The organism is Bacillus cereus group sp. BfR-BA-01316 (genome assembly GCF_022664195.1).
In the GTDB taxonomy this organism is placed as follows: Bacteria; Bacillota; Bacilli; order Bacillales; family Bacillaceae_G; genus Bacillus_A.
In genome coordinates this window covers 212,506-237,308 of sequence record NZ_JAKUGX010000003.1, presented here as the reverse complement: position 1 = coordinate 237,308, position 24,803 = coordinate 212,506, and the positions used below count along the sequence as shown (strand labels likewise).

The following is a 24,803-nucleotide window of genomic DNA, read 5'->3' as shown; positions in this document are numbered from 1 at the left end:
TTACTTAATAAGGAGGATTATTTTTCATATGCAAAGATCGATTCCCTAACATTTTTACTAATCCGCAAATAGCTCCAATTACAACCGCTATTCCGATACTATATAAAAGTACTTTCCCATATCCACCTATTCTCGGATCGAGAAACGGATATGGGTACCAATTAACGAATGGACCGCGCATTAAGCTATAGACAACATATAAAAGCGGGAGAATCAGCCAACTAGTAGCTTGTTTCCACGTGATTGTCTTAGTAGGTGGATTTATAACCCAATCTAAAATCATTGCTAATGGCATGATGTAATGAAGCACAGTATTTATCCACGGTATCGGCGTTTGAAGTGATTCTTCTAATCCCCTTAATAACAAAAAATAAATAAGTCCTGTTGTCAGTATGTAAACTGTAGCTGCACCGCGAAGAACTCCAAACTGCTCGGAACGTCCGAGTGTGGCTGTCCCCAAACTACTTAATAGCAGAATTACCGCCACTAAAATGTTGCTTTCAATTGTGAAGTAACTAAAAAAATTAACTGGATTGAACGGTTTCATTTGTGCTCTTGTAACAAATTGAGTAATAAGTGCACTAAACGCTAGAAGACTTAATAACAGTCTATAAATCGCTATCATTTTTGTACTTCTCATAAAACACCTCCTTCCTCTTCTTATTTATGATTGGAATTCTCTTTTATATGCTCTATAAATAACTTTAATGGTACGAGGCCACGTTTTGGCATGTGACTACTAATTACAGCTACGAGCTCTAACTGCGGAATGATAATAATGTATTGCCCTCCATATCCCATAGCAAAATACATACAATACGGTATGTGAAATCTTTCGTTATTTAATACCCACCAGTGATATCCATATGCCCCGACATGTTCATACGTTTCAAATAGAGCCTCACCTGATTCTTCTAACCATTTCGATGATACAATTTCATTCCCCTTCCAATATCCATTGTGCAAACATACTTTTCCTAACTTTAATAAATCTATAGATTTCATTTTCATACCAAATCCGCCAACATATATACCTTGCGGGTCTTGTTGCCACTCATACTCCGTAATGTTTAACGGCTCAAATAAATACTTTTTCGCGAACTGCTCCGTCGACATTCCAGTTGCTTGTTGAATGATGTAACTAAGTAAGTGAGAAGAACCTGAATTATAATTCATTTTCGTACCCATTTCTTCAATGAGCGGTTTTTCTAAAATGTATTGCACCCAATTGTGTGATTCCACAAAATCATTTGGGAAAACAACCCCATTTCCGAACTCTTGCCAATCTTCTCCTGTTGTCATCGTTAATAAATGATACAGCGTTAGTTCCCTCTTTTTCTCCGGTACATTTGGAATCCATGTTGTGATTTGTGTATGTATATTATTTATAAATCCTTTATCAATTGCGATACCAATTAATATAGATACGATACTTTTTGTAATCGAATTAATTTTAAATAAGTCATTTGCACAGTCTATCGTTTTATAGTATTCAGTCGTTAATTCCCCCTTTTGATAAACAAGAAATGTATTAACTTTTTTCTTTTCAAATTTACTTTGTAATTGCTCGAAATTCAAGTAGTCTTCCTCCATCTAAATGATTATGTAATATTTGTTGTTCATCTCGTTCTCTCTATTAAATCATATTTGTTTTTAAAACAAAAAAATAAACTTGCCAGCCTTTATCAGCTGACAAGTTTATTCTTATAATTTCGTTCGAACGTTCCAAAGCTCTGGGAAGAAGCATTGATCAAGCACTCGCTTTAAATAAGATACGCCAGAAGAGCCACCTGTTCCCATTTTATGACCAATAATTCGTTCTACCGTTTTCATATGACGGAAACGCCATTGTTGTAGCCAGTCTTCAATATCGATTAATTTCTCTGCAAGCTGATATAAATCCCAATATTTCTGCACGTCCGCATATACTTCTATCCAAGCCGCTTCTACAGTTGCATCCTCTTCGTAAGGCTGCGTAATATCACGATTTAACACATCTTTATGAATTGGGAATCCTTCTTTAACAAGCGCTTGTATCGCAACGTCATACAAACTTGGTGCATGAAGTGCTTTATGAAGACGAGCATGTAATTCTAGGTCCTTTTCATAAATCTTTAATGCATGTGGTGTTTTATAACCAAGTGCATACTCAATCATTCGATATTGATATGATTGAAAACCTGAAGCCTGACCAAGTGAATCACGGAACTCAATGTATTCTGATGGCGTTAATGTCGCAAGAATATCCCAAGATTGAATAATTTGCGACTGAATTTTTGATACACGTGCTAACATTTTAAATGCAGGTGCTAATTTATCATTTTTAATAGATTCAATTGCTGCATTCAGTTCATGTAAAATTAGTTTCATCCAAAGCTCACTCGCTTGGTGAATAACGATAAATAACATTTCATCATGATGATCTGATAATCTTTGTTGACTAGATAATAAGCTATCTAGCTGTAAATACTCTCCGTACGTCATATTTTCCTTAAAATCAGTGTGAATCCCTTTTTCCATAATTACTTTTTCGTTTTCTTTCATATTAGTCAAACGCCCCTTTTATATATTTCTACTTATATTGGCCTAATAACAGCGCGAACTGGACTCCCATCTGCATCTGTTAATGCAAGTGGTAAGGCAATAAGTTCGTAATCGCCGTCTGCTACGTGATCTAGTACGACATTTTCTAAAATGTGAATTCCGTGTTTAAATAATTGATGATGTGCTGCTAGTTCTTTATCATCTAAAGGATCAACAGAAGGTACATCTACCCCAATTAAACGAATGCCCTTATTTGATAGAAAAGGTGCAATATCAGCACGTAAATACGGGATTTCTTCTGGGAATTCTTGCGCTTTACCATGTGAAGATGTACGTAATAATAATCGCTCTACACCTTCTAAGTTAAATCGTTCTAATTCCTTTTTACCGATACTCTCCAGCCCTGAAACATCGATAACTCGTGCTGCGCCTACATATACGTGTATATCTAAATCTAACACCTTCTTGCCGTCATTATCGAAATGAAAAGGTGCATCAATATGAGTGCCAGTATGGATACTCATCGTTAACTTTCCGACATTTACTGAACCACTGTCCTCTTTTGACCATGAAACCTCATACGAGAACGGTGTATCCCCTGGCCACGTCGCGATATCATTATTTAGCGGTTGTGAAATATCAATCCACTGCGATGTTTTCATGCTTAAGCCACAACCTCTCGCTTATTTTCAAAGTTTTTATATTCTTCCTCTTTCATAACTTTCTTTAAAATTTGTACAGAGTTCCATACTTCCTCATACGTATTGTATAAAGCAACCGGTGCAAGTCTAACTCCATTTGGAGCTCTAAAGTCTGGAATCACTCCATTTGCTTTTAACGCTTTACATATACGTGCCGCCTCAGCATGTTCTAAATAAATATGCCCGCCTCGTTTTTCATCCTCTAGCGGATTTCCGATTGTAAATCCCATATCCTTTAACTCTAATTGAATTAAATCGAGCATATATCTTGTTATATGTAATGATTTTTCACGTAATCTCTCAATGCCAGCTTCTTTAAAAATTTCAAGAGAACCAATTAATGGTGCCGTACTCAATACGTGAGGTGTTCCTATTTGGTACGCCCCAGCATGATCAGCTGCAGTTAATGAATGTTCCATATCAAACTGCTTATCTTTTCTAGAACTAAACCAACCAGATAATCCTGGCAGTCTATTAAAATGTTTTTTATTCACATATAACCCTGCTACACTACCAGGTCCTGCATTTAAATATTTATAATTACACCATACAGCGAAATCAACATCCCACTCGTTAAAATGATGCGGAATAGAGCCGATTGAATGACATAGGTCAAAACCGATATGAATACCACGTTTATGAGCTTCAGCTGTTAATCGCTTCATATCAAGAATCTGTCCGCTTCTATATAGTACAGAAGGCAATAAAATTAAAGCGATATCATCAGTCATCGCATGAATGATATCTTCCTCATTTAATGTTCTACCATCTCTGCTCTTTACTCTCATTAGGTGCTCATCTGGATCTAATCCTTTTAAACGAATTTGACTTTGGAGCGCATATATATCTGATGGGAACGTTAATTCATCAGCAAGAATTTTTGTGCGTATTCCTTTCGGCTCATAAAACGTCGCAATAACTTGGTGTATATTCGTAGTCGTAGAACCAGTTACAATCGTTTCTTCTGGTAAAGCACCAATAAGAGGTGCAGTCAATTCCCCTAGCTGTTCTGATAGGAAGAACCAAGGATGTTCTCCTTCAGTCCATCCATCAATTCCATACTCTTTCCATGAATCTAGCAACGTAAGTAACGATTTCTCTGCTCTTTTTGAAAGCAACCCTAAAGAGTTACCATCTAAATATATTGTTCCTTCTTTTTTATAAAATTCAGTTTGAAAATCTTTCAGTTCATCATGTTTATCACATTCAAGCGCATACTCATAAGTTGGTTGAAATGGTTCTTTATACATGGTGTCACCTTCTTTTAATTTTCTTTTTATTCTAACTAATTGAAATATATCACCTAAGTTGATATAGCGTCAATGATATTATGTCAGTTGACTTTATATACGAACTTCTTTTACAATACAATTATATTTTCAGATATTTCAGTAAAAAGAGGTGATTCCTTGAAAAATTCTACTCTTTCAACAAGAAAACACCGCTCCTTAGAAACAAAAAAGAAACTATTACATTCCGGTTATACTATTTTTATAAAAAACGGATTTCAGAAAACTACAATCACGCAAATTATTAAACATGCAGAAACTGGTTATGGAACAGCATATGTATACTTTAAAAACAAAGATGCTCTCCTCGTCGTTTTGATGGAAGATGTTATGAATCGCTTTTATGATATTGCTGATCGCTCTTTCTCCCCTCAAACAAAGACAGAAGCACACAGTATGATCCAAAGTCAAGTACGTGCTTTTTTACAATTAGCTGAGGAAAAAAGAGCACTATTACAAGTTGTGGAAGAAGCAATAGGAACCTCTGAAGAAATACGTCAAAAATGGAATGAAATCCGAGAACGTTTTGTAATACGTATTATGCAAGATATTACTCATTCCCAAGAAAATGGATTAGCACGAACTGCGTTAAATAAAGAGATTGTCGCACGCGGTTGGTTCTCTATGAATGAAATGTTCCTCTGGACAATTGTGCAAAATGATAAAGAGATAGATTTAGAAGAAATTGTGTATACTTTGACGGAAATGTATAAGACAGGGTTATATAAATAGCACATTATAACCTCAAAAAACCGTTACTCAATATGCTTAGTAACGGTTTATTTTAAATATTTTATTACCGATACAAAAATACAAAATAGCGATGCAAGTAAGAGAATAATCCCCAAATTTTTATTCTCTTTTTCATCTTTCTTAAAATTTTGCACCCCCATACCAGCTAACATAAATCCTAGAAGCAATTGTAGAATAAGCATACTTTGTTTCGAATCATCATTCCAACTATAGATGGAATAGACCATTACAATAATTGCGAGTATGAATGTGGTAATTCTAATCATAAGAACACCTCCTGTTTGATTCTATTGTTTTAACCTACTCACCATTCCAACAATAAACTTATACTCAGCTCTACTTTTTCTTACTTTCTTAAAACCCTCTTTCGTATCTAAAATAAAACAAGTTTTCCGTAACCAAATTCGTACATATAAAGACTCAAAATAAATCGGTTTTATAATTCCTCGTTCCTCAAATTCAGTTCCATCTTTATTTTCAGTTTCCGTTCGAACGAACCACCTATTCCCGATTCCAATTTCAATATACTTCACTTAAGACTCTCCTTTAGGAAATCTTTTTTTCTTAACATTCTATTATTTCCCTGGCAAGCGCATATTCCGACAGAACGTGAGCTCACAAAGAAAAAGTAGATTACAAAAATCTACTTTTATAACTTAAATTTTTGCATTCGTTTATAAAACGTACTACGTGGTACATCTAATAATTTTGTAGCTAATGAAACATTTCCGTTCGTCTTTTGCAACGCTTCCATCATGCTATCGCGCTGTACTTTTTCACGGAAATTTAGCGTATGTTCCTCTTTATTTTCTGTTTGTAATTCAAGTTGGTTTTGATTTCCCATCATCGTTTGTAACAAAAATGATATTTGCTTTTCGCATATTTCCCGTCCTTGCGACAAAATGTAAATGCGTTCTAATACATTTAATAATTCTCTTATATTTCCTGGCCATTTATGTTGTGTAAATTGAATGATAATGCTAGCGGGAAATTGAATATTCCATTGCTTTCGCTCGCAAAAATCTTGTATGAAATACGGGATATCTTCTTTTCTTTCTGATAATGATGGAACGTATATTGGATAAACGTGTAAACGATAATATAAATCTTGACGGAATTCCCCTTCCTCTACTAATCTTAATAAATCTTTATGCGTCGCAGTAATAACACGAATATTTACTGGAATTTCTTTTGAACTCCCAATTGGTGTTACTATTCGTTCTTGTAAAACACGCAAAAGTGCTATTTGCATCTCAGGAGGAACTTCTCCAATTTCATCTAAAAAGATTGTTCCTCCCTCCGCTTGTTCAAACTTACCTTTATATCCTTGCCTGCGTGCTCCTGTGAACGCCCCTTCAGCATAACCGAACAGTTCACTTTCCATCAACTCTTTCGGCAACGAACCGCAGTTAACAGCTATAAAAGGTCCACCTTTCCTTGGGCTATTTTCATGAATTGCTCTAGCGACATATTCCTTCCCCACACCTGTTTCACCACATACATATACACTAGCATCTGTCGGTGAAACAAGCTTAATTTCTTCTAATGTATGTTGAAATAAGTTGCTTGTCCCAATAACTCCAGGAAAAGAAATCCCTTTCATTAATGGAAAAGTAGAATATAAATTCGTTTGTTTATTTATTTCCCTTTAAATAAATACATTTCCCTATCAATCTATCATTACTATATACAGGTATTTCTAATTTAGTTTTCAATCCATTTTGCATTAAATTTTCAAGTTTCATTCGTGACCAATTAGATACTCGTTCGCGAACACTCTTACTCGCAGAAACGATAACATCACGATGGTTACAAATAACAACTTGTTCATCACTGTCAATTACATCTAAAAAGCGGTGAATTAAGTGTAGTTCATTTTGATGTATTTGAATGCTACATTCACGTTCAATCGCATGCGTAATTGAAGTTACCATACCGAGCATATACGGATGTGAAAACTCAATCGGACAAGAGAAATCAAGAACACCAATTAATTTCACATCATCATTATGAATGGGAGCTGCTGCACAACTCCAGCTATGAGATGCGACAGAATAATGTTCTGTACCAGTTATCATAATGGCCTCTTCAATTGCTAGAGCCGTACCAATAGCGTTTGTCCCAACTGCAGCTTCTGTCCATTTCACGCCTTCTATGAAATTAATATGTTTCGCTCGTTTTAATGTTTGTTTATTTCCACTTAATGAAAGCACATATCCATCTGGATCAATTAATAATGCCATCATTTGCAATTCATCAATTGTTTTCTTCATATTTTGTAAATGAGGTAATGCTATATCAAGAAAAATTTCACTCTTTTGCTTTTGATCTTGAAAAACAACAGAAGTCAAAATATTCTGACCTTTATTCATATGAGGATTTACATTTGCTTGTTTGCATCGATGCCATGACTCTGAAATTCTTTGATTCATACGATCAGAATCTAGAATGCCTTCATCCACAAACTTTTTCCATGTATGTAAGTAAAACGGTGAAGCTAACATAGTATCATCTCCCCTTTAATTATTTGGAGATTTTAAAACATACTTTTATTATAAAACTGGGTAAATGCATTTTCAATACAATTAGAAAGACGACACAAATATGTTAATAATTTGAATATCTTAATGGAGTTCTTTATATTTTTTAAATAAAACTATATTTTGTATAACTGATCCTAGTAAAATACAGAACCAAAACCACTTTATCGGATTATTATAAAAAAAGAATATCACCACTGCAACGATAAATAAAATAGTAGATGCTAAACTAAAATATAATTTCGTTCTAATCCCCATTTGGCTTCACTCCTCTATCATTTTACAGTACATAGTAACTCTTCATTTTTCATCTCTATTATGTACTCTCGTAAAACATATTCTTTCCCGCCATGTTTTTCATACCAATCATGTATTCTTTTAACATGCATTTTATCATTTCTAATTTCCGTTTCAATTTCTTCATAATCTTCATAACTATCATATTCCCATATTGCAAATACTTCAGTCGTACCATCATTATTACCTTTCATCCAGCGCCCTATTAAACGAGAACCGTACTTTAATTGATTTGGTAAATTTGTATCATTGAAATGATTATTAAATATTTCAATGAATTCATTTTTCACTATATAGTATTTCCTTCTGTAAAACATACTTCTTCACCTCTTTTATGAAAAGTACCATTCACCCTACCCATTACAACCGTATTGTAATACTTACCGTCCGACAGCATCTTATCATTTTTCAGAACGCCTTCTACTTCGAAGCCTAATCTTTTATAAAGCTGAATTGCTTTTGCATTTGTTTCTAACACTTGTAACGCTATCTTTTTCACTTCATTTGCATCAGCCCAATTGATAGATTCTTGCAAAAGATTTTTGCCAATCCCATATCCCCAAAACTCTTTTAAAATACAAACGCCAAACTCTACTTTATGAGACAATCTCTTTAAATCAGATCCTTCACATCTTAAAAATCCAACGATACGGTTATGAACTTCCGCAACTAAAAAGATATTTCTCGTCTTTTCACTATCCGTTTTTATTATTTGCTGAAATCCTTTCGTATCTATAAATCCCTCACCTTCTTCTCTATCCATATTTTCAGTTTCTCCATCGATTTGTACTCTTATTTTCGATAGCTGCTCTGCATCATGCTTGGCTGCAGATCTAATCGTATACTCTAGTCCTTTTATACAAAACTCTTTCCCTTTTATAATCATAGTAAACTCCTTTTGTTATTCAGTAGATTGGGCAATCACTATTTTTTTACCTTGATTCTCAAACTCTTGAATTATTTCTTTATGAGCTTCTCCATCTGTAATGATAAGATTAATTTCATTAAGAGACTCTCCTTTTATAAAACACTCGACACCAAGTTTATTATGGGATGCTAAACAAATATTTCTTCGAGCAATTTTGCTTACTGCTTTTCCGAAATAAGCAACTTCTGGTGTTGCAGTACTTATACCATATAATGAAACGCCACCACCTGTAGAAAAATAAAGATCAATAGTAAAACTACTAATCGATTCCGAGGCAAGTGTATCCGTCATATTTCCTGATGGTTTCACCTTGCCACCAATTAAGTACGTATCAATGTTCTCATATTCCCGTAACTTACTAGCTATTTCTATAGAATTCGTAATAACTGTAAATGATGTTTTAGGTAAATATTTTAACATTGCATAATGAATTGAAGCCCCACCAATAAAAACAGAATCTCCTTCTTGTATATAAGATGTAGCAACTTTAGCAATTGATTCTTCGTATATTGAACTATCACTATAACGCTTAAATGGTTCAGCAGCTAAGTTTCTCACTCGCGTAAGTTCAATTGCTCCCCCATGTGTCCTTTTTAACAAACCATCCTTCTCCATAATAGAAAAATCTCTTCTTATAGAATCGATAGACATATCAAATATTTCTGCAAGATCTTTTGCGATTACTCTTCCGTCTTTTTTAAGTAGCTCTAAAATTTTCTCTCTACGCTCTTCTGTGAACATGTTCTCACCACCGTTATTGAAGATTCAGAAATTTAATCCTTCTCATTCAATTATATGCATGTTTTTTCTGTTTTACAATATTTTCAATTCTTATTCTTCCAGCTTTATGCAAGTTTTTTCTTCTTTCTATTTAATTAATTTCAATACCAAATACATGCATATTTGCATATTCCACAAAAAGACTTCCATTTATTTTCCTGTTTATGTAAAATTATTCCTATGTTTTACTTTTTAATATAGAAAGGAATTACTATGAAATCTTTAATTAAAGTAACATGTACAGCATTAATATTTACAGGAATAATGGCAGGATGTAATGGTAGTACTACACCAAAACAAGAGAAGAGCGCTCTCGAAAAGAATGCAATGCACTATGGGGAAATAGTTAAAAACGAATACTATAGAGCAACAGTTGAAAATGCAAAATTCGAAAAAATAGACAAAGAGTGGCGTCTTACAGCTCGCGTTACAATTAATAATGCTCGTGTTGACGGACAAACCATAGATCTTTCAGAAATAAAATATTTCATAAAAGATGAAAAAACTGGTGAAAAATACGAAGGTGAATTTATACAAAATGAGAGCGCTGAAAAGGTTCCATCTGAGTTCTCTTTAACTACTGACGTTTTATTTGAAATGAAAACTTCACCTAAAGATTTAAATAATATGTATTTGTATATAGATAGTAAAGTTGCTCCATTAACAAATACATATTGGAAGCTTGATAATTTAGTATCTAAATAAAAATACCAGTCTTAAATGACTGGTATTTTTACATTCAAGCATTCAACTTTCACCAACATTTACACTGATTTTCTAATAACAACTTGAATAACATGAGCTAAACCAGTATGTCCTTTCCCTTCAATTCGCTCTTGTTCTCCATTAAAGAAATGAATTACCTCATGTTCTTCACACCAAGTAAGAATATCAATTGGATCATACAGCATATCAATATCTTTTGGCCCGCCAGTACCATAATTTAATTGCTGTTTCGAGTAAACTTCAATCATTATTAACCCACCAGGCTTTATCGTATGAATCATTTTATTTAATATCATTCTTTGATTATCAGTATGAAAATGTCCAAATACCATAATTGCCGCATCGAATTCATTAGCTGGTAAACTATCAGCTAATGAATTTACCTTTTTTGTATGCACTTTTACGTTATGCTTCGCGGCTAATTTTTTTGTTTTTTCTAATCCACCTTCCGAATAATCAATAGCTGTTACTTCGTGTCCTTGTCTTGCTAGAAAAATAGCATTTCTACCTTCTCCCTCTGCGAAAGCTATTACTTTATTGTGATTTACCAAACGAAATGCTTGTTCTTGAATAAATATATTAGGTTCTTCCCCATAAAAATATTCATCCGATTTAAATCGATCATCCCAAAAATTATTCATCTTCTTCTCCTCCTTCTAAATTCTAGTTAGAACCGCTCATCTGTAATATCGCTATTAATTGCTATCGCTGATTTATTTCCCTGTGATGCAGCAATACTTAATGAAGATGGCCCTTGAGTAATTGTTTCTCCTGCTAAGTAAATATTCTTTTCTGAAGTACGACCAAAATCATCTATTACAAAAGTTTCATTACTTTGCAGTTCACAACCAAGTTGTTCTATAAATCGATTTGGCCTAAAGAAAGAAGGTACTATAAATCCTCCAGATCTTTCGATATGCAAAACTGAACGAAACTCTACTTGGTTTAAATAACCTTCTTCACCATGTAGTGCATGAATAGGCTCTGTAATAACTCTTATATTTTTATTACACAGTTCATCCATAATAGGCTTACTTAACTCATTACCATTTGTTGCGATTACTAAATCTGTAGACCAGTTATAAACTAATTTTGTCATATGCAACGTATAATCTTCGTTTTCAGAAATAATAATGAGAGGTTGATCTTTTAATTCCCATCCATCACAATACGGACAACTAAATAAACTTTTTCCATAGAATTCCCGTACATCAGGGATGGATGGGAATTCTTCCTGTATACCCGTTGCTAATAAAACTCTTTCAGCTACATATTTTGTATGATCCGATGTCACAATCTCAAATAAACCAGTAGATTTCTTCGTTATCGTTGAAACTGTTTTTTTATAATAATGAACCGATGGATACTTCTTCAAATCGTTTAACCCTAATTCCTTAAACTCTTCTGGTTTAATACCATCACGTGTAATAAATCCGTGAGACTTTCGTGTTACACGATTCCTATTCGTTCTATTATCAAATAACGCTATTTGTTTACGAGCTCTCCCTAAAACTAAACTTGCATTAATTCCTGCTGGACCAGCACCTATAACAGCACAATCAATAAATTTCATAAATAAAAACCCTCCAATAATTAACATTTATATTAAAGATATTAAAGAGTGTTATTATCTTTAATATTATTAAAAAATAAAAGCGGATCAAAAATCCACCGTTATTTTCTTCGTAAGATCTGCTATTTTTTGATTTCTTAGCTCTTCTTCCATTTTCCCCTCTGCTTCAAGCATTACTTCATTTATTACACATCCAGGTTCATGATGCAAACAACATTCAAATAATGATGTTTTCCCTTCAATAGCATGTATAATATCTAAAAAAGAGATATCTTCCCAATTACTGCTAAGTGAATAACCACCTTTAGGTCCTGAGGATGAATGAATCATGCCTTCCTTAGTCAACTTTGTTAATATTTTTGACAAGTACGTAGGTGAAACTTTTTGCATTTCTGCTAATTGATGAACACTAACGAGTTTATTTGGTGTAGCCTTTGCAAGAAAAAGCATTGTATGAAGAGCATAATTTGTAGCTTTAGAATATTTCATATTGTAGACTCCTATTGTAGACTTCGTGTATCTACAATAACTTTATTTTTTTATCGTGTCAAACATTTGTAATGCACCAAGGGTTATCCCTTTTCGATTTGTACATCCTCTGCACAAATTATCACCTCTTTAAATGGACAATCAAATAAAACACCCAATTCAAAACCATCTTCAGTAAGCTCTATTTCATGATAAAGCCACCAAGCACCTTCTAAATTTTCCGGCATAAAACATTTCGTCACACCTGTAAAAGTTACTTGAAGTTTATCGAAATCACTAAAAGTGCCACTGCAATCTAATGTTATAGATAAAATATCTTCTAATTTTCTCTCTACAGTTAAAATTTCACTATCATGTAGTGATGCCTCATGTAACTGAACGACATTTGACGGAAGCGTTTTCTTGATGGAATTAAAATGTTCTAAGTATGATTGATCTAATTGAGCCATTCTTTTCTCATAATCTGCTGTCCACTCTATCAAAAGTTTCTTTAATTCATTAGGTGGATATTCTGAATCAATAGTGTTGTTATGGATTTAGTGTATTAGGAAGAAAATTTAATAAATCTTCTTTCCATTATTCTATTGAACCTATGTAATTCACAAATCCTGGAACTTGCATTTCTTTATACCAATCTTTTGTGAAATATTTCAAAAACATCTCTCCTAAAATATATTTATATCCAGAAAAAGTAATTAATCTATTTATTATATCATTCTAATAACTGTTTTTTCTAAAAAGAAAATGTAAAACTGTTAATATTCTGTTTATTGTTTCTAAAACTTCAGAATATTTACAAAAATATAAAACTAGATTACATTTTACTTGTACAAGATTTTCCTGTACAAAAATCTAAACAAAAAGGGATGGTTATATGTTGAAGAAATTAGTAGCAGGGACATTAGTAGCAGGTTTTGCATTAACTGGAGGATTAGGAGTAGTAAGTGCTGCAGAAAAAGATAATACAATTAAATCATTTGATTATTTAAAAGTTGATGAAAAGAATGTTAATTCATTTACAAAATTAAGCGATCAATCAAAAAAAGACATCCAAATTACTATGGTACTACCTAAGCAAAATGAAAATGGAGATTGGTTAGCTTATGGCTTTACTAGCAGAGAAACATTGAATGCTTTTATTGAAAAGGATAAAAAGGCACTTAAAAATCAAATTAACCCTTTAGGTAGTGGTGCTGGTAGTACCGATTTTTATGAGCATCAAAATAAAGGTGGACAGTATATTTATTGGAGCAGCGGCTTTAAAAACCTACCTTCTAGCTGGAACGACAGAATTTCTTCTGTAAGTACAGCTTCACCTTCTGCAAGTTATTCAACAACGCTATGGGAACATTCTTCAACTCAAGGATATGGAAAAGGTGTCTCCTTTAGACACTCTGATTGGTATGGTCAAACTGCTAATTTAGCTGCGGATTGGAACGATATAACTTCAGCAATTGAAATCAAATAGTAACAGGGCATTTCAATTGAATAGGTGGAACTATATTTTTATATAGTTTCACACAAATTGCTACTTAAATATTATTAGATAGTAGAAAGACCAGTCATTTTAGACTGGTCTTTCTACCTTCAAGCGTGCATAGCATGTCCTACCGCCTGAAGTAGTGCTTCATGAATCGCTTCAGATAAAGTGGGATGCGCTGCAATATAATCTCTCATTATATCAGCCGTTACTTCTGTATGAATCATCACCGTTCCTTGTCCGATTAGTTCGGTTGCACGAGGACCGATAATAGAGATCCCTACAATTTCTTGATATTTAGGCTCCACAATGACTTTTACTTTACCCGTTTGTTCTCCTAAAATAAGAGCTTTTCCGTTTGCAGTAAATGCGAATTCTCCGATGAGGATGTCACCATATTGCTCTCTAGCTCCTTTTTCGGTTAAGCCAACACTTGCAATTTCAGGAGCTGTATATATACAACGAGGTACAGCGTGATAATTTACTTTAACACCTTCTCCACTTGCATGCAGTGCTGCTGTCACTCCTTCATGAAAAGCTACGTGAGCAAGCTGAATCCCGCCAATAACATCACCCGCTGCGTAAATATGCGATATATTGGTTTGCATATGTTCATTTACAGTAATTCCTTTATTTGAAAACTGGATTCCAGCCTTCTCTAAACATAATCCTTGTACTCGTGGTTTTCTGCCAACAGAGACAAGAACATACTCAGGAGATACCTCGTAAATACTATCATTATATTCAAACGACGCTCGTTTTTTATGATTATTTAATCCTTTTAAAGCTGCTCCTGTGAAAATTTCTACGCCGTCTTTTTCTAGTTTCTCTCTTAAAATGCTTGCAATATCTTCATCTTCACCAGGTAGTAATTGCGGTGCCATTTCAACAATCGTTACTTTCGTTCCAAAACGACTATATATACTTGCAAACTCACAGCCTATTACACCACCGCCAACGATAAGTAATGAAGCTGGTATGTTTTCAAGAGACATTGCATGACTACTATTTAATATCCATTTTCCATCGAAAGGTGCGAATGGCAGCTCAGTCGGTCCTGATCCCGATGCGATAATGAATTGATTACCATCAACTACTTCTTCTTCCTTATTACCTTGCACAACTTGTAAACGATGATCCGTTACAAATTTTGCTTTTCCCTTTAAAACTTTAATTTTATTTTTCTTCATTAAATAATGTATACCTTGTACGAGCTGTGTAACAATTTGTGATTTTCTCGTCTGTATTTGTTTCCAATCAATTGATACATTCTGCTTATCTACTAATACTCCAAAACGATTCGCATAATTAATAATATCGTATACTTCAGCACTTTCTAACAATGATTTCGTAGGCATACACCCAACATTTAAACACGTTCCACCAAGATCTGCTTCATCAATAAGAACGACTTCTTTACCATTTTGAGCAGCGGTTATCGCCGCTACATAACCAGCTGGGCCGCCTCCAATTACAACTAATTTACTCATTTTCTCACCTTCTCTTTATAAAAGAATTGTTACAGGCTCTTCTAAATACTGTTTAATTGTGCGTAAAAACGCAGCTGCTGGTGCACCGTCTAATACACGATGATCGAATGTTAAACTTAAAGGTAACATACTTCCTTTTTGTAATTCTTCTCCTTTATATATCGGAACATGCTCAATTGCCCCTACACCTAAAATACCAGTCTCAGGTGTATTTAATACCGGTGTGAAGTACTCAATTCCAAAACTTCCTAAATTACTAATTGTAAATGTCGTTCCTTGCATATCATCACTACTTAAACTACCTTCTCTTGCCTTTTGCGCAGCTTTCTTAATTTCTTTAGATAACTCTACTAAAGATAAATTATTTGCAAAGCGAATAGCTGGAACGACTAACCCATTCTCTAACGCTACTGCCATTCCTAAATGAACATGCTCAAATTGATGAATTGTATCATTTATATAAGCACTGTTCATTTCTTTATGCTCACGAAGTGCTAATACAACAGCGCGTGCGACGAAATCTGTAATTGTTAATTTATTTTCATAGCGTCTTTGCACAACTTCAGCCATATTTTTATGTAAAGCAACTAATTCTGTAACATCTACTTTCATTGTTAATGTTAATTGCGCGCTATTTTGTAAACTTGTATGCATGCGAGTTGCGATCGCTTTACGCATACCAGTAATAGGAATTGCTTTACTTTCTTCTTTTCCGTTTACTTCTGGAATAGCTACTTTTTCTTCAAGTGATTGTAATACATCTATCTTCGTAATTCTTCCTCCAGGACCTGTTCCTATTAATGTAGCAATATCAAGTTTTTCAGCTTTCGCAATTTTTTTCGCTACTGGAGAAATTTTTATTCTTTGTTTCGTTCCTTCTTTCGCATACGGTTCTGGATGCTGTACATTTTGAAGAGCTACTTCTTTAGGTACAGATTCCTCTATACTATCTACAGCTCCATGCGCTACTACTTTTTCATTCGGTTTACCTATATAGCAAATAATAGTACCAGGCGGAACTCCCTCATCTTCGCTTACAGCTATATCCAGTACAGTACCATCAGCTGGTGCTTCTATTTCTGTTTCAATTTTTTCTGAGTTAATACTAGCGATTAATTCACCTTTCGCTACATTATCACCCGCCTTAATATTCCAACTCGTAATAATACCTTCTTTCATCGCCATTCCTAACTTCGGCATTACAACTTCAACAGCCATTTTTCTCTCTCCCTTCTCATCGTTTCATCACACATTTAATAACGAACGATCTCCAATCATTTCCGATACAGTTTCAATCACTTTTTCTGGTGTTGGTAAATATAATTTTTCAAGTGGTGGTGAGAACGGAACTGGTGTATGTGGCGCTGTAATTCGTTTAATAGGCGCATCTAATAAATCAAAATCTTTATCCGCTACAATCGCTGCGATGTCAGTCGCAATGCTACATCTTGGATTCGCTTCGTCAATTACGATAAGGCGATTTGTTTTTTCAACAGATGCTAAAATTGTATCTTCATCAAGTCGTGATAAAGAAAGCGGATCAATAACTTCTACTTCAAGTCCTTTTTTTGCTAATTGCTCAGCAGCAGCGAGCGCTGTATGAACTTGCTTTCCAATTGCGACAATTGTTACATCAGATCCTTCTCGTTTTATATCCGCTTTTCCTAATGGAATTGTATAATATCCTTCTGGCACTTCGCCTTTCATATTGTAAAGCGTTTTATCTTCAAAGAAGATTACTGGATCATCATCTTCAATTGCCGCTAATAATAAACCTTTTGCATCATACGGAGTGGACGGAACGACAACTTTAATACCTGGAATGCTCGTAAATAACGCGTATAAACTTTGAGAATGCTGAGCTGCTGCGCTAAATCCAGCACCATGCATCGTACGAATTGTAACTGGTACTTTTGCTTTCCCACCAAACATGTAACGGAATTTTGCACCTTGGTTTAAAACTTGATCAAGACAACTACCAATAAAATCATTAAACATTAATTCAGCTATCGGACGTAATCCAGTTGCCGCCGCTGCCATCGCAGCTCCCATATAACCAGCTTCAGAAATTGGTGTATCTAAAATACGATTTCGGCCAAATTCTTGCACAAGCCCTTTCGTAACACCAAGAACACCGCCCCACGCTTCATCATCTTGCAAATGATCAACTTGCGCACCACCCGCAACATCTTCACCTATTAAAATGACGTTTTCATCACGGCGCATTGATAATTTCATCGCTTCATTTATTGCAGTTGACATACTTACTGTTCTAGTCATTGTTTTTCACCCTCCTCTTATTTGTAAGACACGTATACATCTTTTAATAATTCTTCATCTTCCGGATATGGACTATTTTCACTAAATTCAATTGATTGTTGCACCGCTTCATCTACTGCTTTTTCCATATCAACAAGCTCAGATTCAGTTAATAAACCTTCATGAATTAAATGTTTGCGAAAATGAATAATCGCATCTTTTTCATTTAAATGTTCTTCTTTCTCTTCCGTAGTTTTATATGTTTGTGCTTCCCCTTCAAAATGACCGTAATTACGATATGTCATACATTCAATAATTGTTGGGCCACCGCCATTACGTGCGCGTTCCACTGCTTCTTCTGCTGCTTTATATACGGCTAGAAGATCTTTCCCATCTACTTGAACACCTGGAATGCTATAAGCTTTCGCGCGATCTGCAATAGAATTACAGCTTGATGCATATTCGAATGTTGTCGCTTCGCCATAACCATTATTTTCTGCAATGAAAATAACTGGTAACTTCCAAATCGCCGCTAAGTTAACTCCTTCATGAAATGTTCCTTCATTATTCGCTCCATCACCGAAGAAGCAAACACTCACATCTTTTGTTCTTTTATATTTAGCTGTTAATGCTGAACCACAAGCAAGTGGAAAACCACCGCCTACAATCCCATTCACACCAAGCATTCCTTTATCTAAATCGGCAATATGCATTGACCCGCCTTTACCTTTACATAACCCAGTCGCTTTCCCGAAAAGTTCAGCCATCATACCATTTAAATCACAACCTTTTGCGATACAATGCCCATGACCTCTATGTGTACTTGTAATGCTGTCGCTATCTGTTAAGTGGGCACATACACCAACTGCTACCGCTTCTTCTCCAGCATATAAATGAACGAAACCTGGCAGAGCGCCTTGCGCGAACAATTCATGCACCTTGTCTTCAAACTTACGAATCTCCAACATTTTTTCGTACATCCAACGAGCTTGTTCTTTCGTAATTTCATTCCCTTTACTTTCAGTTGTTTTTAACATGTCCAGCCCTCCTATTTTCTTGTTCGTCTATTATATTGCAAGTACCGTGCCACATATTAATCCTTGATTTAATAGGTTTTCTCTTCCTTTTAAAAGCAAAAAAGTGGACAAAATGAGACAGTTGTCTCGTTTTGTCCACTTTTGTTCACCCTATTAGAGAATCATTACATTATTCACTATCAAAACTTTTCTGTAATTTCCGGATGTAAATAATTTGACCAATATGATACGCATTATGAGTTGTTACATTAGCTAACACTTCCCACCACTTCGCACTTACAGGAAATCCAATTACATCACTTTCAACCTTATCTTCATCGATGAGTTTTTGCCATTGTAACAGTTTCTCTAATAGTTTTTCTCTTAACTCATCAAAGGTTTGATTATCTGACAACATAAAACTTTTGTTATTATCACCAATAGCGGGTACGGCATTAACATTCGATTCTTTGTATCTAGTTTGCCACGTTGAGTTCCAATACAGTAAATGTTGTACAATTTCAGCTATACTATTACTCTCTTCATTCGGTTTCCAGAAGGCTTCTCTCTCTGATAAATCCTTAACTGCATCTGAAAATGGCATATACCAACTGGGATCATTTGCATTCGCTAATAACTGATCTGCTAATACATCTTTCACATGGGCCATTTTTCTTCCCTCATTTCATTAGCTTATATAATACTTACTTCTCTATATACGCTGAGTCCACACAATTCCCTTTTTTAAAACCATTTTCATACTTATGCAAATAAAGAATCCGAAAGCACTTTACCCATAAATAATCTCATAGAATATAGAAATAATACAAATTTCTATCCAAACGAATATATGTATAGAAACTACACGTATGATTAATAGATTTTCTTCCTATAACTCGTTATGATAAAAGAAAAAGAAAGCGAGCGAACAATGAATAAAAAAATTGCAATTATTACAGGGGCATCAAGTGGATTCGGACTATTAACTACACTTGAACTCGCAAAAAAGGACTATTTAGTCATTGCTACAATGCGAAATCTTGAAAAACAAGTAGACTTAATATCTCAAGCTACTAAACTCAACTTACAACAATATATACAAGTACAACAATTAGATGTAACAGATCAAAATTCTATACATAACTTCCAATTATTTTTAAAAGAAATAAACAGAGTAGACCTACTTATAAATAATGCAGGATATGCAAATGGGGGCTTTATAGAAGAAATCCCAATAGAGGAATACCGTAAACAATTTGAAACAAATCTTTTTGGAGCTATATCAATCACTCAACTTGTCTTACCATATATGAGAAAACAGAAAAGCGGAAAAATCATTAATATAAGCAGCATTAGCGGCCAAGTTGGATTTCCTGGTCTATCTCCTTATGTTTCTTCAAAATATGCATTAGAAGGCTGGAGTGAATCCCTTCGCTTAGAAGTAAAACCTTTCGGAATAGACGTTGCATTACTTGAACCTGGTTCTTATAGCACGAACATATGGGAAGTTGGTAAACAACTAGCTGAAAACCAATCTGATACAACCTCTCCTTACAAAGAGTATATGGAAAAAATACAAAAACATATTAATAACGGCAGCGAAACATTTGGTAATCCGATAGATGTCGCTAATAAAATAGTTGAAATTGCGGAAGCAAAGCGTACTACTTTACGATATCCAATTGGAAAAGGTGTAAAATTTATGATCTTTGCGAAGAAACTCCTTCCTTGGAGATTGTGGGAGTATCTTGTTTTGAGGAGTTTTAAGAAGATGTAACTTTCTTTAAATAGTATTTACGAAGGAGACGTTAATCAAATGCTAGGTTTACCTCATGGTAAAGTTTTTTTAGTTCCTTGGACCGGAGAATGGAAATTTGAATTTTTAAAAGAGAAGCAATTAATCGAGGAACAAATTGGCGAATACATAATGGCAATACACCATATCGGAAGTACATCCATTCCACATTTAAGCGCAAAGCCTATTATTGATATTGCAATCGAATTAAATGACTTTGCAAATGGTATAGAATGTATTGAAAAGCTAGAACAATTAAATTATGAATATAGAAAAGATGTATTACCCGAAAGGTATTATTTCAATAGAGGTGAGCCAAGAACTCATCAAATTCATATGTATGAACAAGGGAATAAATATTTAATGGAACAATTAAAATTCAGAGATTACTTAAGAGACAATAAAACTTCTCGTATGCAGTATGAACAGTTAAAGATTCAACTTTCAAAAGTTAATCCTAATGATAAACATAAGTATGCAGAAGATAAAACAAATTTCATTAAATCCATATTGACTAAAATCAATGATTAAATTACGAGAGTCAAACTTCATACACATGATAAGCAACCATTTACACATAGATAAATGGTTGCTTATCAATTAGTTATCGCATTAATCGTACCATCGATACCTATTATTATAAGTGATTGCTCTTCACATTTTTCATGAATCCATTCTAAAATCACGTTTAAATCCAACCTAATCCATCCCCTTATACTTCTTACATCAATAATTATATCGTTATGCAGCAGGTGGAACGAAGTAAAATAGCATCGAAGTCATCAAAATAAATGCAAATAATCCAATTATCGAAAATATATATTCTTTCGATTCTCTATCATACTTCCATTCCATCCATGTCCTTAAGATCCACGTAACCCCTAAATAAGTGAAAATGATAAACCAAATATTAGTGCTTTCGAATTTAAAGATGTAAATAAAACTAGTTATTAAATAAACAAAAAGCAGTCCTATTTCCAATTTTTCATGTAAGCTATTTACATATTTATTATATCCCCAAAAACCTCTCTTTGACATATTCAATTTTTTTCTTAAAAACTTATCAAAAAAATAGACAGCTATACAAAAACCAAAAATTATAATCCAAAACGTATAGGTTCTCATTTCCATTCCTCCTATTACTTCATTGAATTATTTAAAATAAAGTGGACGATATTACAGTTGTTCTCTTCTAAATAACTTACAATCCCTTCAGGGTATGTAGGTTTCTCCTTTAATTCCTCTATACTTTTCCATATTAAAATAATATTCTCATGTTCTTTATGCTTTATTTCATTTATAACCATCTCTTCAACAGTTCCCCAATGTATCAATGTACAGTAATGACCTTTTTCGTTGTTCTACTCAAAAATGTGCTCATTTACAATTGCTAACTCTTGAACATCAACCTTCAAATCGTATTCTTCCATTAACTCTCGAATTATTGCTTCTTTTGACGTTTCACCAAATTCAATAGATCCACCTGGAAAACGATAAAATGATTCGTTCTCGTCACATTGTACTAGTACTTTAGAATGATCTTCATTTAAAATCATTGCTTCTGCACGTAATCGAGGGCTTTTCATTTCTTCTCTCCCTTTAATTGCTCATTATATGACATTGCCATAGGGCTGTAATTAATACGTATTAAATAAGAAAATATAAAATCAGCCCTGTTATCATTAACGATGCAGCCCCACCTAAGGACATCAAGAACTCCCTCGATTCCCTGTCATATTTCCATTCCATATATGCATCAAAACTATATAACGTAATTAAAAACAGAAAAGGTAGACAGCCCATGTATAGGGGGTTTGAAAGAGAAGAACATATAATAATAAACACTATATAAGAAAAAATAATAATTCTGTTTCCCCATTTATGAGACTTGTTCACATATTTATTATTCCATCCTTTTTGTTTCGGTATATTCAGCTTTTTTCTCACTATATTTTCTAAAACAGCTAAGAATAAGATCCATAAAACTAATACAATGACTTTCACATGAAACAGAGAGGTATCCTCCTTTACTTAATCGTTTGGATTTTCTCCGGCTGATCACTAGGATACGTAGCATTTCCTTTATTTTCAACATCCCAACTAATAATTGTCGCACTATCACGTCCCAACTGATGATGCACGTGTTCTAAAACATTGTGAATATTTTCTTTAAGTGTTTTATCATTTCTATTCATAGCATTATACAAATTTACAGGTGTTTCATATCGTCGTTCTCCACATTCCAATACACCATCTGTTACCATTACAATTCGATTGTTACCAGTACGTAATTCACGAATCCCTGATGAATAGCAAGGTACAGGTAAATCAAATGTATTTACATTACCAATCCATTCGTAAAAATGACGTTGATTTAATGTATTTTGCCCTAATTTATGTAACTCTTCATGAAATACATAAACTAGACAATCTCCAATAGATAGCCACCATATGTAATTTTCTTTTCTTACACATATTAAGCAAGCTGTTTCACCTTTTACTCTTTTGCACTTTTCTTTAAATGAGGAGGATTGAAAAATTGTAAGTATATGATTTTCAACAGATCGAAATACTGTTTCAATCGGTTCATTCATAATTACTTTTATATTTTCATATTCTTTGTCGATTGTATGTACTACTAAATCAACACTTTCTGCACTATTATGTCCGTCTAATATAACGGCGAATTCCCAATCACCATTTGACCAAACTAATGCACCGTCTTCATTCTTTTTCGCCCCAGCACTCATATTCCCGCCGTATTTACCAAGTACAATGTCACCATATTGCTTAACTGAGATTTCCCCTAAACACATTTCCGTATTTCCAACCCATGAATATTGTGTATTATTTGTTGTATGCATACTCATTTACCATATACTCTCGTATTCTTTCGCATAGTTTTTTTATTTCCTCCGCGTCACCATATGGTGCGCCAGTCCAATTTGCTACTTCAGTTGGTGACCAAAACTCTTTTGGTGTATTCGGGTAACGCGGTATGATGTGCATATGCATATGTGGTACACCGTTTCCTGAAATAAAGGTGTAAATATGTTCTGCATCTTCGCTTTCTTTTAGCGCTTTACTTACTCTACTTGATATAAGTCCGAATGCTTTTGCCTCATCTTCATTTAATTCAGCAAGACCAGGTACATGTCTCTTTATATCAATCATTATGTAGCCAAGGTAAGTTTCTTCCTTCTCCCAATGGACATGTCCAACGTATATGAGAGCATCTTCATAAATAGCACCGCCTGGAACTATAATGTTTCCTTTATGTTTTTCGCAAATGAAGCAGTTTTTTTCTGCTTGATTGTTTATGGACATATTTATCACCATCCTTTTCATATATAATATCATAAAAAAAGGAAAAACAGGTTTTATATTCCGAAAATTCACTCACTTAACTTTACAATTCTCCCCTTAAAATCATATATACGATTCCATCAAATTTCATACTTAAAATTTACAACTCATTACTTCTTCAAAACTGTAATCCCGATACCAATTACTATTCCAATCGCAATTCCGATTACTAAATTATCAACAAATAAACCAGGAACTACACCGATTACAATGCCTATAGCGACACCGATTGCCATTGCGTCATTTCTTTTTTTATTATTAGCCAAAATAGCATCTCCTCTCATAATTTCTCCCCATATAATATCCATTTACATGAACGTTGCTGTCTCCTAATATATTTCCTATTCCGCTTAAAAATTTCAAAAAATGTACTTTATTACTTTTCCATTTCACCTACATAATCCTCTTCGTTTGAAGGAATTTTCAAGTCACCATTACATATACATAGGCATTTACTATAAGAAAAATCAGTAATTTATTGAAGGAGGAACGATTCAAATGTATCCTCATTGGAATCCAAATATAAATCAACAATATGCTTACTCCCCCCATCCAGTAAGAAATACATTGCATCATGATTCTCAATATATGATGCATCGCATCGCAAGCCTTGAAAGCCAATTAGCTAAGTTAATCTGCTTAATCGAAGAAAACAATCATTTAATAAAATCAATGGAACAACAGCAAAATCAAGTTTGTGCACCAGCTGGCGATTCTGTTATTGTCCGTATGTGATCTTTTCAAACAAAAAAACACACTTTGTATAATAAAGTGTGT

30 protein-coding genes and 3 pseudogenes are annotated in these 24,803 nt (G+C 34.0%); 6 read left to right on the top strand and 27 right to left on the bottom strand.

Features of this window, described 5'->3' with window-relative positions; translation table 11 throughout:
* Nucleotides 1–4: 4 nt before the first annotated feature.
* From MR071_RS04475 to kynU, 5 genes are all read right to left on the bottom strand, one after another.
* Nucleotides 5–640 (bottom strand): Pr6Pr family membrane protein, encoded by a 636-nt coding sequence (locus MR071_RS04475; RefSeq protein ID WP_242235180.1) that lies wholly within the window; start codon nucleotides 638–640, stop codon nucleotides 5–7.
* A 20-nt stretch (nucleotides 641–660) separates the two neighbouring features.
* On the bottom strand, nucleotides 661–1,578 hold the full coding sequence (locus MR071_RS04470) for a serine hydrolase domain-containing protein (protein WP_242235178.1): 918 nt from the start codon (nucleotides 1,576–1,578) through the stop codon (nucleotides 661–663).
* Nucleotides 1,579–1,704: 126 nt separating this feature from the next.
* Nucleotides 1,705–2,544 carry a tryptophan 2,3-dioxygenase gene (gene kynA, locus MR071_RS04465; RefSeq protein WP_105584884.1) on the bottom strand — a complete coding sequence of 280 codons (840 nt, stop codon included), beginning with the start codon at nucleotides 2,542–2,544 and terminating at the stop codon, nucleotides 1,705–1,707.
* Nucleotides 2,545–2,576: 32 nt separating this feature from the next.
* Nucleotides 2,577–3,206, bottom strand: a complete 630-nt coding sequence (kynB, locus tag MR071_RS04460; RefSeq protein WP_105584885.1) for an arylformamidase — start codon at nucleotides 3,204–3,206, stop codon at nucleotides 2,577–2,579.
* Between the two features lie 2 nt (nucleotides 3,207–3,208).
* A complete protein-coding gene (kynU, locus tag MR071_RS04455; protein ID WP_242235176.1) occupies nucleotides 3,209–4,495 on the bottom strand; it encodes a kynureninase in 1,287 nt (428 codons plus the stop codon).
* 159 nt (nucleotides 4,496–4,654) lie between these two features.
* On the opposite strand from kynU, the gene MR071_RS04450 reads away from it, so the two are divergent.
* Nucleotides 4,655–5,266, top strand: a complete 612-nt coding sequence (locus MR071_RS04450) for a TetR/AcrR family transcriptional regulator (RefSeq protein WP_242235174.1) — start codon at nucleotides 4,655–4,657, stop codon at nucleotides 5,264–5,266.
* Nucleotides 5,267–5,313: 47 nt separating this feature from the next.
* On the opposite strand, the gene MR071_RS04445 is transcribed toward MR071_RS04450, so the two are convergent.
* The 7 genes and pseudogenes from MR071_RS04445 to MR071_RS04415 all read right to left on the bottom strand — a co-directional run bounded on the left by MR071_RS04445 (nucleotide 5,314) and on the right by MR071_RS04415 (nucleotide 9,793).
* Nucleotides 5,314–5,553, bottom strand: coding sequence for a YczI family protein (locus MR071_RS04445; protein WP_105584888.1), 240 nt, complete (start codon nucleotides 5,551–5,553; stop codon nucleotides 5,314–5,316).
* A gap of 21 nt (nucleotides 5,554–5,574) precedes the next feature.
* Nucleotides 5,575–5,820 (bottom strand): DUF3977 family protein, encoded by a 246-nt coding sequence (locus MR071_RS04440; protein WP_105584889.1) that lies wholly within the window; start codon nucleotides 5,818–5,820, stop codon nucleotides 5,575–5,577.
* A gap of 116 nt (nucleotides 5,821–5,936) precedes the next feature.
* A pseudogene (locus MR071_RS04435) lies at nucleotides 5,937–7,791 on the bottom strand (sigma-54-dependent Fis family transcriptional regulator).
* 120 nt (nucleotides 7,792–7,911) lie between these two features.
* A complete protein-coding gene (locus MR071_RS04430) occupies nucleotides 7,912–8,085 on the bottom strand; it encodes a hypothetical protein (RefSeq protein WP_181149450.1) in 174 nt (57 codons plus the stop codon).
* Between the two features lie 17 nt (nucleotides 8,086–8,102).
* Nucleotides 8,103–8,441: an NIPSNAP family protein gene (locus tag MR071_RS04425; protein WP_105584891.1), complete on the bottom strand. Its 339-nt coding sequence runs from the start codon at nucleotides 8,439–8,441 to the stop codon at nucleotides 8,103–8,105.
* A complete protein-coding gene (locus MR071_RS04420; RefSeq protein ID WP_105584892.1) occupies nucleotides 8,414–9,010 on the bottom strand; it encodes a GNAT family N-acetyltransferase in 597 nt (198 codons plus the stop codon). Before MR071_RS04420 ends, MR071_RS04425 begins: the two co-directional genes overlap by 28 nt.
* Nucleotides 9,011–9,025: 15 nt before the next feature.
* The gene (locus MR071_RS04415) at nucleotides 9,026–9,793 is read right to left on the bottom strand and encodes a DeoR/GlpR family DNA-binding transcription regulator (protein WP_105584893.1); all 768 of its coding nucleotides are present in this window, start codon (nucleotides 9,791–9,793) and stop codon (nucleotides 9,026–9,028) included.
* 252 nt (nucleotides 9,794–10,045) lie between these two features.
* Between MR071_RS04415 and MR071_RS04410 the strand changes: the two genes are divergently transcribed.
* Complete coding sequence (locus MR071_RS04410) at nucleotides 10,046–10,537, top strand: hypothetical protein (protein ID WP_242235172.1); 492 nt, start codon at nucleotides 10,046–10,048, stop codon at nucleotides 10,535–10,537.
* Nucleotides 10,538–10,596: 59 nt separating this feature from the next.
* Here the strand turns inward: MR071_RS04410 and MR071_RS04405 are convergent, their stop codons facing one another.
* The 4 genes and pseudogenes from MR071_RS04405 to MR071_RS04390 form a co-directional block, all read right to left on the bottom strand.
* Nucleotides 10,597–11,199 carry a class I SAM-dependent methyltransferase gene (locus MR071_RS04405; RefSeq protein WP_242235170.1) on the bottom strand — a complete coding sequence of 201 codons (603 nt, stop codon included), beginning with the start codon at nucleotides 11,197–11,199 and terminating at the stop codon, nucleotides 10,597–10,599.
* A gap of 26 nt (nucleotides 11,200–11,225) precedes the next feature.
* Nucleotides 11,226–12,131: an NAD(P)/FAD-dependent oxidoreductase gene (locus MR071_RS04400; RefSeq protein ID WP_242235169.1), complete on the bottom strand. Its 906-nt coding sequence runs from the start codon at nucleotides 12,129–12,131 to the stop codon at nucleotides 11,226–11,228.
* An 87-nt stretch (nucleotides 12,132–12,218) separates the two neighbouring features.
* On the bottom strand, nucleotides 12,219–12,620 hold the full coding sequence (locus tag MR071_RS04395) for an Rrf2 family transcriptional regulator (RefSeq protein WP_002032693.1): 402 nt from the start codon (nucleotides 12,618–12,620) through the stop codon (nucleotides 12,219–12,221).
* Nucleotides 12,621–12,703: 83 nt separating this feature from the next.
* Nucleotides 12,704–13,274 (bottom strand): annotated as a pseudogene (locus tag MR071_RS04390) (DUF4085 family protein).
* 220 nt (nucleotides 13,275–13,494) lie between these two features.
* Between MR071_RS04390 and MR071_RS04385 the strand changes: the two are divergent.
* Nucleotides 13,495–14,088, top strand: coding sequence for a hypothetical protein (locus MR071_RS04385; RefSeq protein ID WP_000914462.1), 594 nt, complete (start codon nucleotides 13,495–13,497; stop codon nucleotides 14,086–14,088).
* A gap of 119 nt (nucleotides 14,089–14,207) precedes the next feature.
* Here the strand turns inward: MR071_RS04385 and lpdA are convergent, their stop codons facing one another.
* From lpdA to MR071_RS04360, 5 genes are all read right to left on the bottom strand, one after another.
* The gene (lpdA, locus tag MR071_RS04380; protein WP_242235167.1) at nucleotides 14,208–15,590 is read right to left on the bottom strand and encodes a dihydrolipoyl dehydrogenase; all 1,383 of its coding nucleotides are present in this window, start codon (nucleotides 15,588–15,590) and stop codon (nucleotides 14,208–14,210) included.
* A gap of 15 nt (nucleotides 15,591–15,605) precedes the next feature.
* On the bottom strand, nucleotides 15,606–16,808 hold the full coding sequence (locus MR071_RS04375; protein WP_242235165.1) for a dihydrolipoamide acetyltransferase family protein: 1,203 nt from the start codon (nucleotides 16,806–16,808) through the stop codon (nucleotides 15,606–15,608).
* 27 nt (nucleotides 16,809–16,835) lie between these two features.
* Nucleotides 16,836–17,870, bottom strand: a complete 1,035-nt coding sequence (acoB, locus tag MR071_RS04370; protein ID WP_242235164.1) for an acetoin:2,6-dichlorophenolindophenol oxidoreductase subunit beta — start codon at nucleotides 17,868–17,870, stop codon at nucleotides 16,836–16,838.
* Nucleotides 17,871–17,887: 17 nt separating this feature from the next.
* Nucleotides 17,888–18,886, bottom strand: a complete 999-nt coding sequence (acoA, locus tag MR071_RS04365; protein ID WP_242235162.1) for an acetoin:2,6-dichlorophenolindophenol oxidoreductase subunit alpha — start codon at nucleotides 18,884–18,886, stop codon at nucleotides 17,888–17,890.
* A 169-nt stretch (nucleotides 18,887–19,055) separates the two neighbouring features.
* Nucleotides 19,056–19,535, bottom strand: coding sequence for a DinB family protein (locus tag MR071_RS04360; protein ID WP_105584904.1), 480 nt, complete (start codon nucleotides 19,533–19,535; stop codon nucleotides 19,056–19,058).
* Between the two features lie 261 nt (nucleotides 19,536–19,796).
* On the opposite strand from MR071_RS04360, the gene MR071_RS04355 reads away from it, so the two are divergent.
* Together MR071_RS04355 and MR071_RS04350 are read left to right on the top strand one after the other, a co-directional pair.
* Nucleotides 19,797–20,642 carry an oxidoreductase gene (locus MR071_RS04355; protein WP_242235160.1) on the top strand — a complete coding sequence of 282 codons (846 nt, stop codon included), beginning with the start codon at nucleotides 19,797–19,799 and terminating at the stop codon, nucleotides 20,640–20,642.
* Nucleotides 20,643–20,681: 39 nt separating this feature from the next.
* A complete protein-coding gene (locus tag MR071_RS04350; RefSeq protein ID WP_242235158.1) occupies nucleotides 20,682–21,191 on the top strand; it encodes a GrpB family protein in 510 nt (169 codons plus the stop codon).
* A 210-nt stretch (nucleotides 21,192–21,401) separates the two neighbouring features.
* Here the strand turns inward: MR071_RS04350 and MR071_RS04345 are convergent, their stop codons facing one another.
* The 6 genes and pseudogenes from MR071_RS04345 to MR071_RS04320 form a co-directional block, all read right to left on the bottom strand.
* Nucleotides 21,402–21,785 carry a DUF4181 domain-containing protein gene (locus MR071_RS04345; protein WP_242235157.1) on the bottom strand — a complete coding sequence of 128 codons (384 nt, stop codon included), beginning with the start codon at nucleotides 21,783–21,785 and terminating at the stop codon, nucleotides 21,402–21,404.
* Nucleotides 21,786–21,799: 14 nt separating this feature from the next.
* A pseudogene (locus MR071_RS04340) lies at nucleotides 21,800–22,246 on the bottom strand (NUDIX domain-containing protein).
* 61 nt (nucleotides 22,247–22,307) lie between these two features.
* Nucleotides 22,308–22,664, bottom strand: a complete 357-nt coding sequence (locus tag MR071_RS04335; protein ID WP_242235155.1) for a DUF4181 domain-containing protein — start codon at nucleotides 22,662–22,664, stop codon at nucleotides 22,308–22,310.
* 23 nt (nucleotides 22,665–22,687) lie between these two features.
* Nucleotides 22,688–23,530 (bottom strand): PP2C family serine/threonine-protein phosphatase, encoded by an 843-nt coding sequence (locus tag MR071_RS04330; protein WP_242235152.1) that lies wholly within the window; start codon nucleotides 23,528–23,530, stop codon nucleotides 22,688–22,690.
* Complete coding sequence (locus MR071_RS04325) at nucleotides 23,508–24,008, bottom strand: HIT family protein (protein ID WP_242235150.1); 501 nt, start codon at nucleotides 24,006–24,008, stop codon at nucleotides 23,508–23,510. Before MR071_RS04325 ends, MR071_RS04330 begins: the two co-directional genes overlap by 23 nt.
* A gap of 128 nt (nucleotides 24,009–24,136) precedes the next feature.
* Nucleotides 24,137–24,310, bottom strand: coding sequence for a glycine zipper domain-containing protein (locus MR071_RS04320; RefSeq protein ID WP_105585138.1), 174 nt, complete (start codon nucleotides 24,308–24,310; stop codon nucleotides 24,137–24,139).
* A 214-nt stretch (nucleotides 24,311–24,524) separates the two neighbouring features.
* Here MR071_RS04320 and MR071_RS04315 point away from each other — a divergent pair, with 214 nt between their 5' ends.
* Nucleotides 24,525–24,761: a hypothetical protein gene (locus tag MR071_RS04315; RefSeq protein ID WP_242235148.1), complete on the top strand. Its 237-nt coding sequence runs from the start codon at nucleotides 24,525–24,527 to the stop codon at nucleotides 24,759–24,761.
* Nucleotides 24,762–24,803 lie beyond the last annotated feature (42 nt).

What these genes read in the sequence shown, in the direction of transcription:
- MR071_RS04425 (WP_105584891.1), bottom strand. Translation starts at nt 8,441, where the DNA reads ATGTTTTACAGAAGGAAATACTATATAGTGAAAAATGAATTCATTGAA.
- MR071_RS04430 (WP_181149450.1), bottom strand. Translation starts at nt 8,085, where the DNA reads ATGGGGATTAGAACGAAATTATATTTTAGTTTAGCATCTACTATTTTA.
- MR071_RS04415 (WP_105584893.1), bottom strand. Translation starts at nt 9,793, where the DNA reads ATGTTCACAGAAGAGCGTAGAGAGAAAATTTTAGAGCTACTTAAAAAA.
- MR071_RS04395 (WP_002032693.1), bottom strand. Translation starts at nt 12,620, where the DNA reads ATGAAATATTCTAAAGCTACAAATTATGCTCTTCATACAATGCTTTTT.
- kynA (WP_105584884.1), bottom strand. Translation starts at nt 2,544, where the DNA reads ATGAAAGAAAACGAAAAAGTAATTATGGAAAAAGGGATTCACACTGAT.
- MR071_RS04350 (WP_242235158.1), top strand. Translation starts at nt 20,682, where the DNA reads ATGCTAGGTTTACCTCATGGTAAAGTTTTTTTAGTTCCTTGGACCGGA.
- lpdA (WP_242235167.1), bottom strand. Translation starts at nt 15,590, where the DNA reads ATGAGTAAATTAGTTGTAATTGGAGGCGGCCCAGCTGGTTATGTAGCG.
- MR071_RS04345 (WP_242235157.1), bottom strand. Translation starts at nt 21,785, where the DNA reads ATGAGAACCTATACGTTTTGGATTATAATTTTTGGTTTTTGTATAGCT.
- MR071_RS04325 (WP_242235150.1), bottom strand. Translation starts at nt 24,008, where the DNA reads ATGAAAAGGATGGTGATAAATATGTCCATAAACAATCAAGCAGAAAAA.
- MR071_RS04375 (WP_242235165.1), bottom strand. Translation starts at nt 16,808, where the DNA reads ATGGCTGTTGAAGTTGTAATGCCGAAGTTAGGAATGGCGATGAAAGAA.
- acoA (WP_242235162.1), bottom strand. Translation starts at nt 18,886, where the DNA reads ATGTTAAAAACAACTGAAAGTAAAGGGAATGAAATTACGAAAGAACAA.
- kynB (WP_105584885.1), bottom strand. Translation starts at nt 3,206, where the DNA reads ATGAAAACATCGCAGTGGATTGATATTTCACAACCGCTAAATAATGAT.
- MR071_RS04405 (WP_242235170.1), bottom strand. Translation starts at nt 11,199, where the DNA reads ATGAATAATTTTTGGGATGATCGATTTAAATCGGATGAATATTTTTAT.
- MR071_RS04420 (WP_105584892.1), bottom strand. Translation starts at nt 9,010, where the DNA reads ATGATTATAAAAGGGAAAGAGTTTTGTATAAAAGGACTAGAGTATACG.
- MR071_RS04360 (WP_105584904.1), bottom strand. Translation starts at nt 19,535, where the DNA reads ATGGCCCATGTGAAAGATGTATTAGCAGATCAGTTATTAGCGAATGCA.
- MR071_RS04400 (WP_242235169.1), bottom strand. Translation starts at nt 12,131, where the DNA reads ATGAAATTTATTGATTGTGCTGTTATAGGTGCTGGTCCAGCAGGAATT.
- kynU (WP_242235176.1), bottom strand. Translation starts at nt 4,495, where the DNA reads ATGTATAAAGAACCATTTCAACCAACTTATGAGTATGCGCTTGAATGT.
- MR071_RS04475 (WP_242235180.1), bottom strand. Translation starts at nt 640, where the DNA reads ATGAGAAGTACAAAAATGATAGCGATTTATAGACTGTTATTAAGTCTT.
- MR071_RS04315 (WP_242235148.1), top strand. Translation starts at nt 24,525, where the DNA reads ATGTATCCTCATTGGAATCCAAATATAAATCAACAATATGCTTACTCC.
- MR071_RS04445 (WP_105584888.1), bottom strand. Translation starts at nt 5,553, where the DNA reads ATGATTAGAATTACCACATTCATACTCGCAATTATTGTAATGGTCTAT.
- acoB (WP_242235164.1), bottom strand. Translation starts at nt 17,870, where the DNA reads ATGACTAGAACAGTAAGTATGTCAACTGCAATAAATGAAGCGATGAAA.
- MR071_RS04355 (WP_242235160.1), top strand. Translation starts at nt 19,797, where the DNA reads ATGAATAAAAAAATTGCAATTATTACAGGGGCATCAAGTGGATTCGGA.
- MR071_RS04385 (WP_000914462.1), top strand. Translation starts at nt 13,495, where the DNA reads ATGTTGAAGAAATTAGTAGCAGGGACATTAGTAGCAGGTTTTGCATTA.
- MR071_RS04410 (WP_242235172.1), top strand. Translation starts at nt 10,046, where the DNA reads ATGAAATCTTTAATTAAAGTAACATGTACAGCATTAATATTTACAGGA.
- MR071_RS04330 (WP_242235152.1), bottom strand. Translation starts at nt 23,530, where the DNA reads ATGAGTATGCATACAACAAATAATACACAATATTCATGGGTTGGAAAT.
- MR071_RS04320 (WP_105585138.1), bottom strand. Translation starts at nt 24,310, where the DNA reads ATGAGAGGAGATGCTATTTTGGCTAATAATAAAAAAAGAAATGACGCA.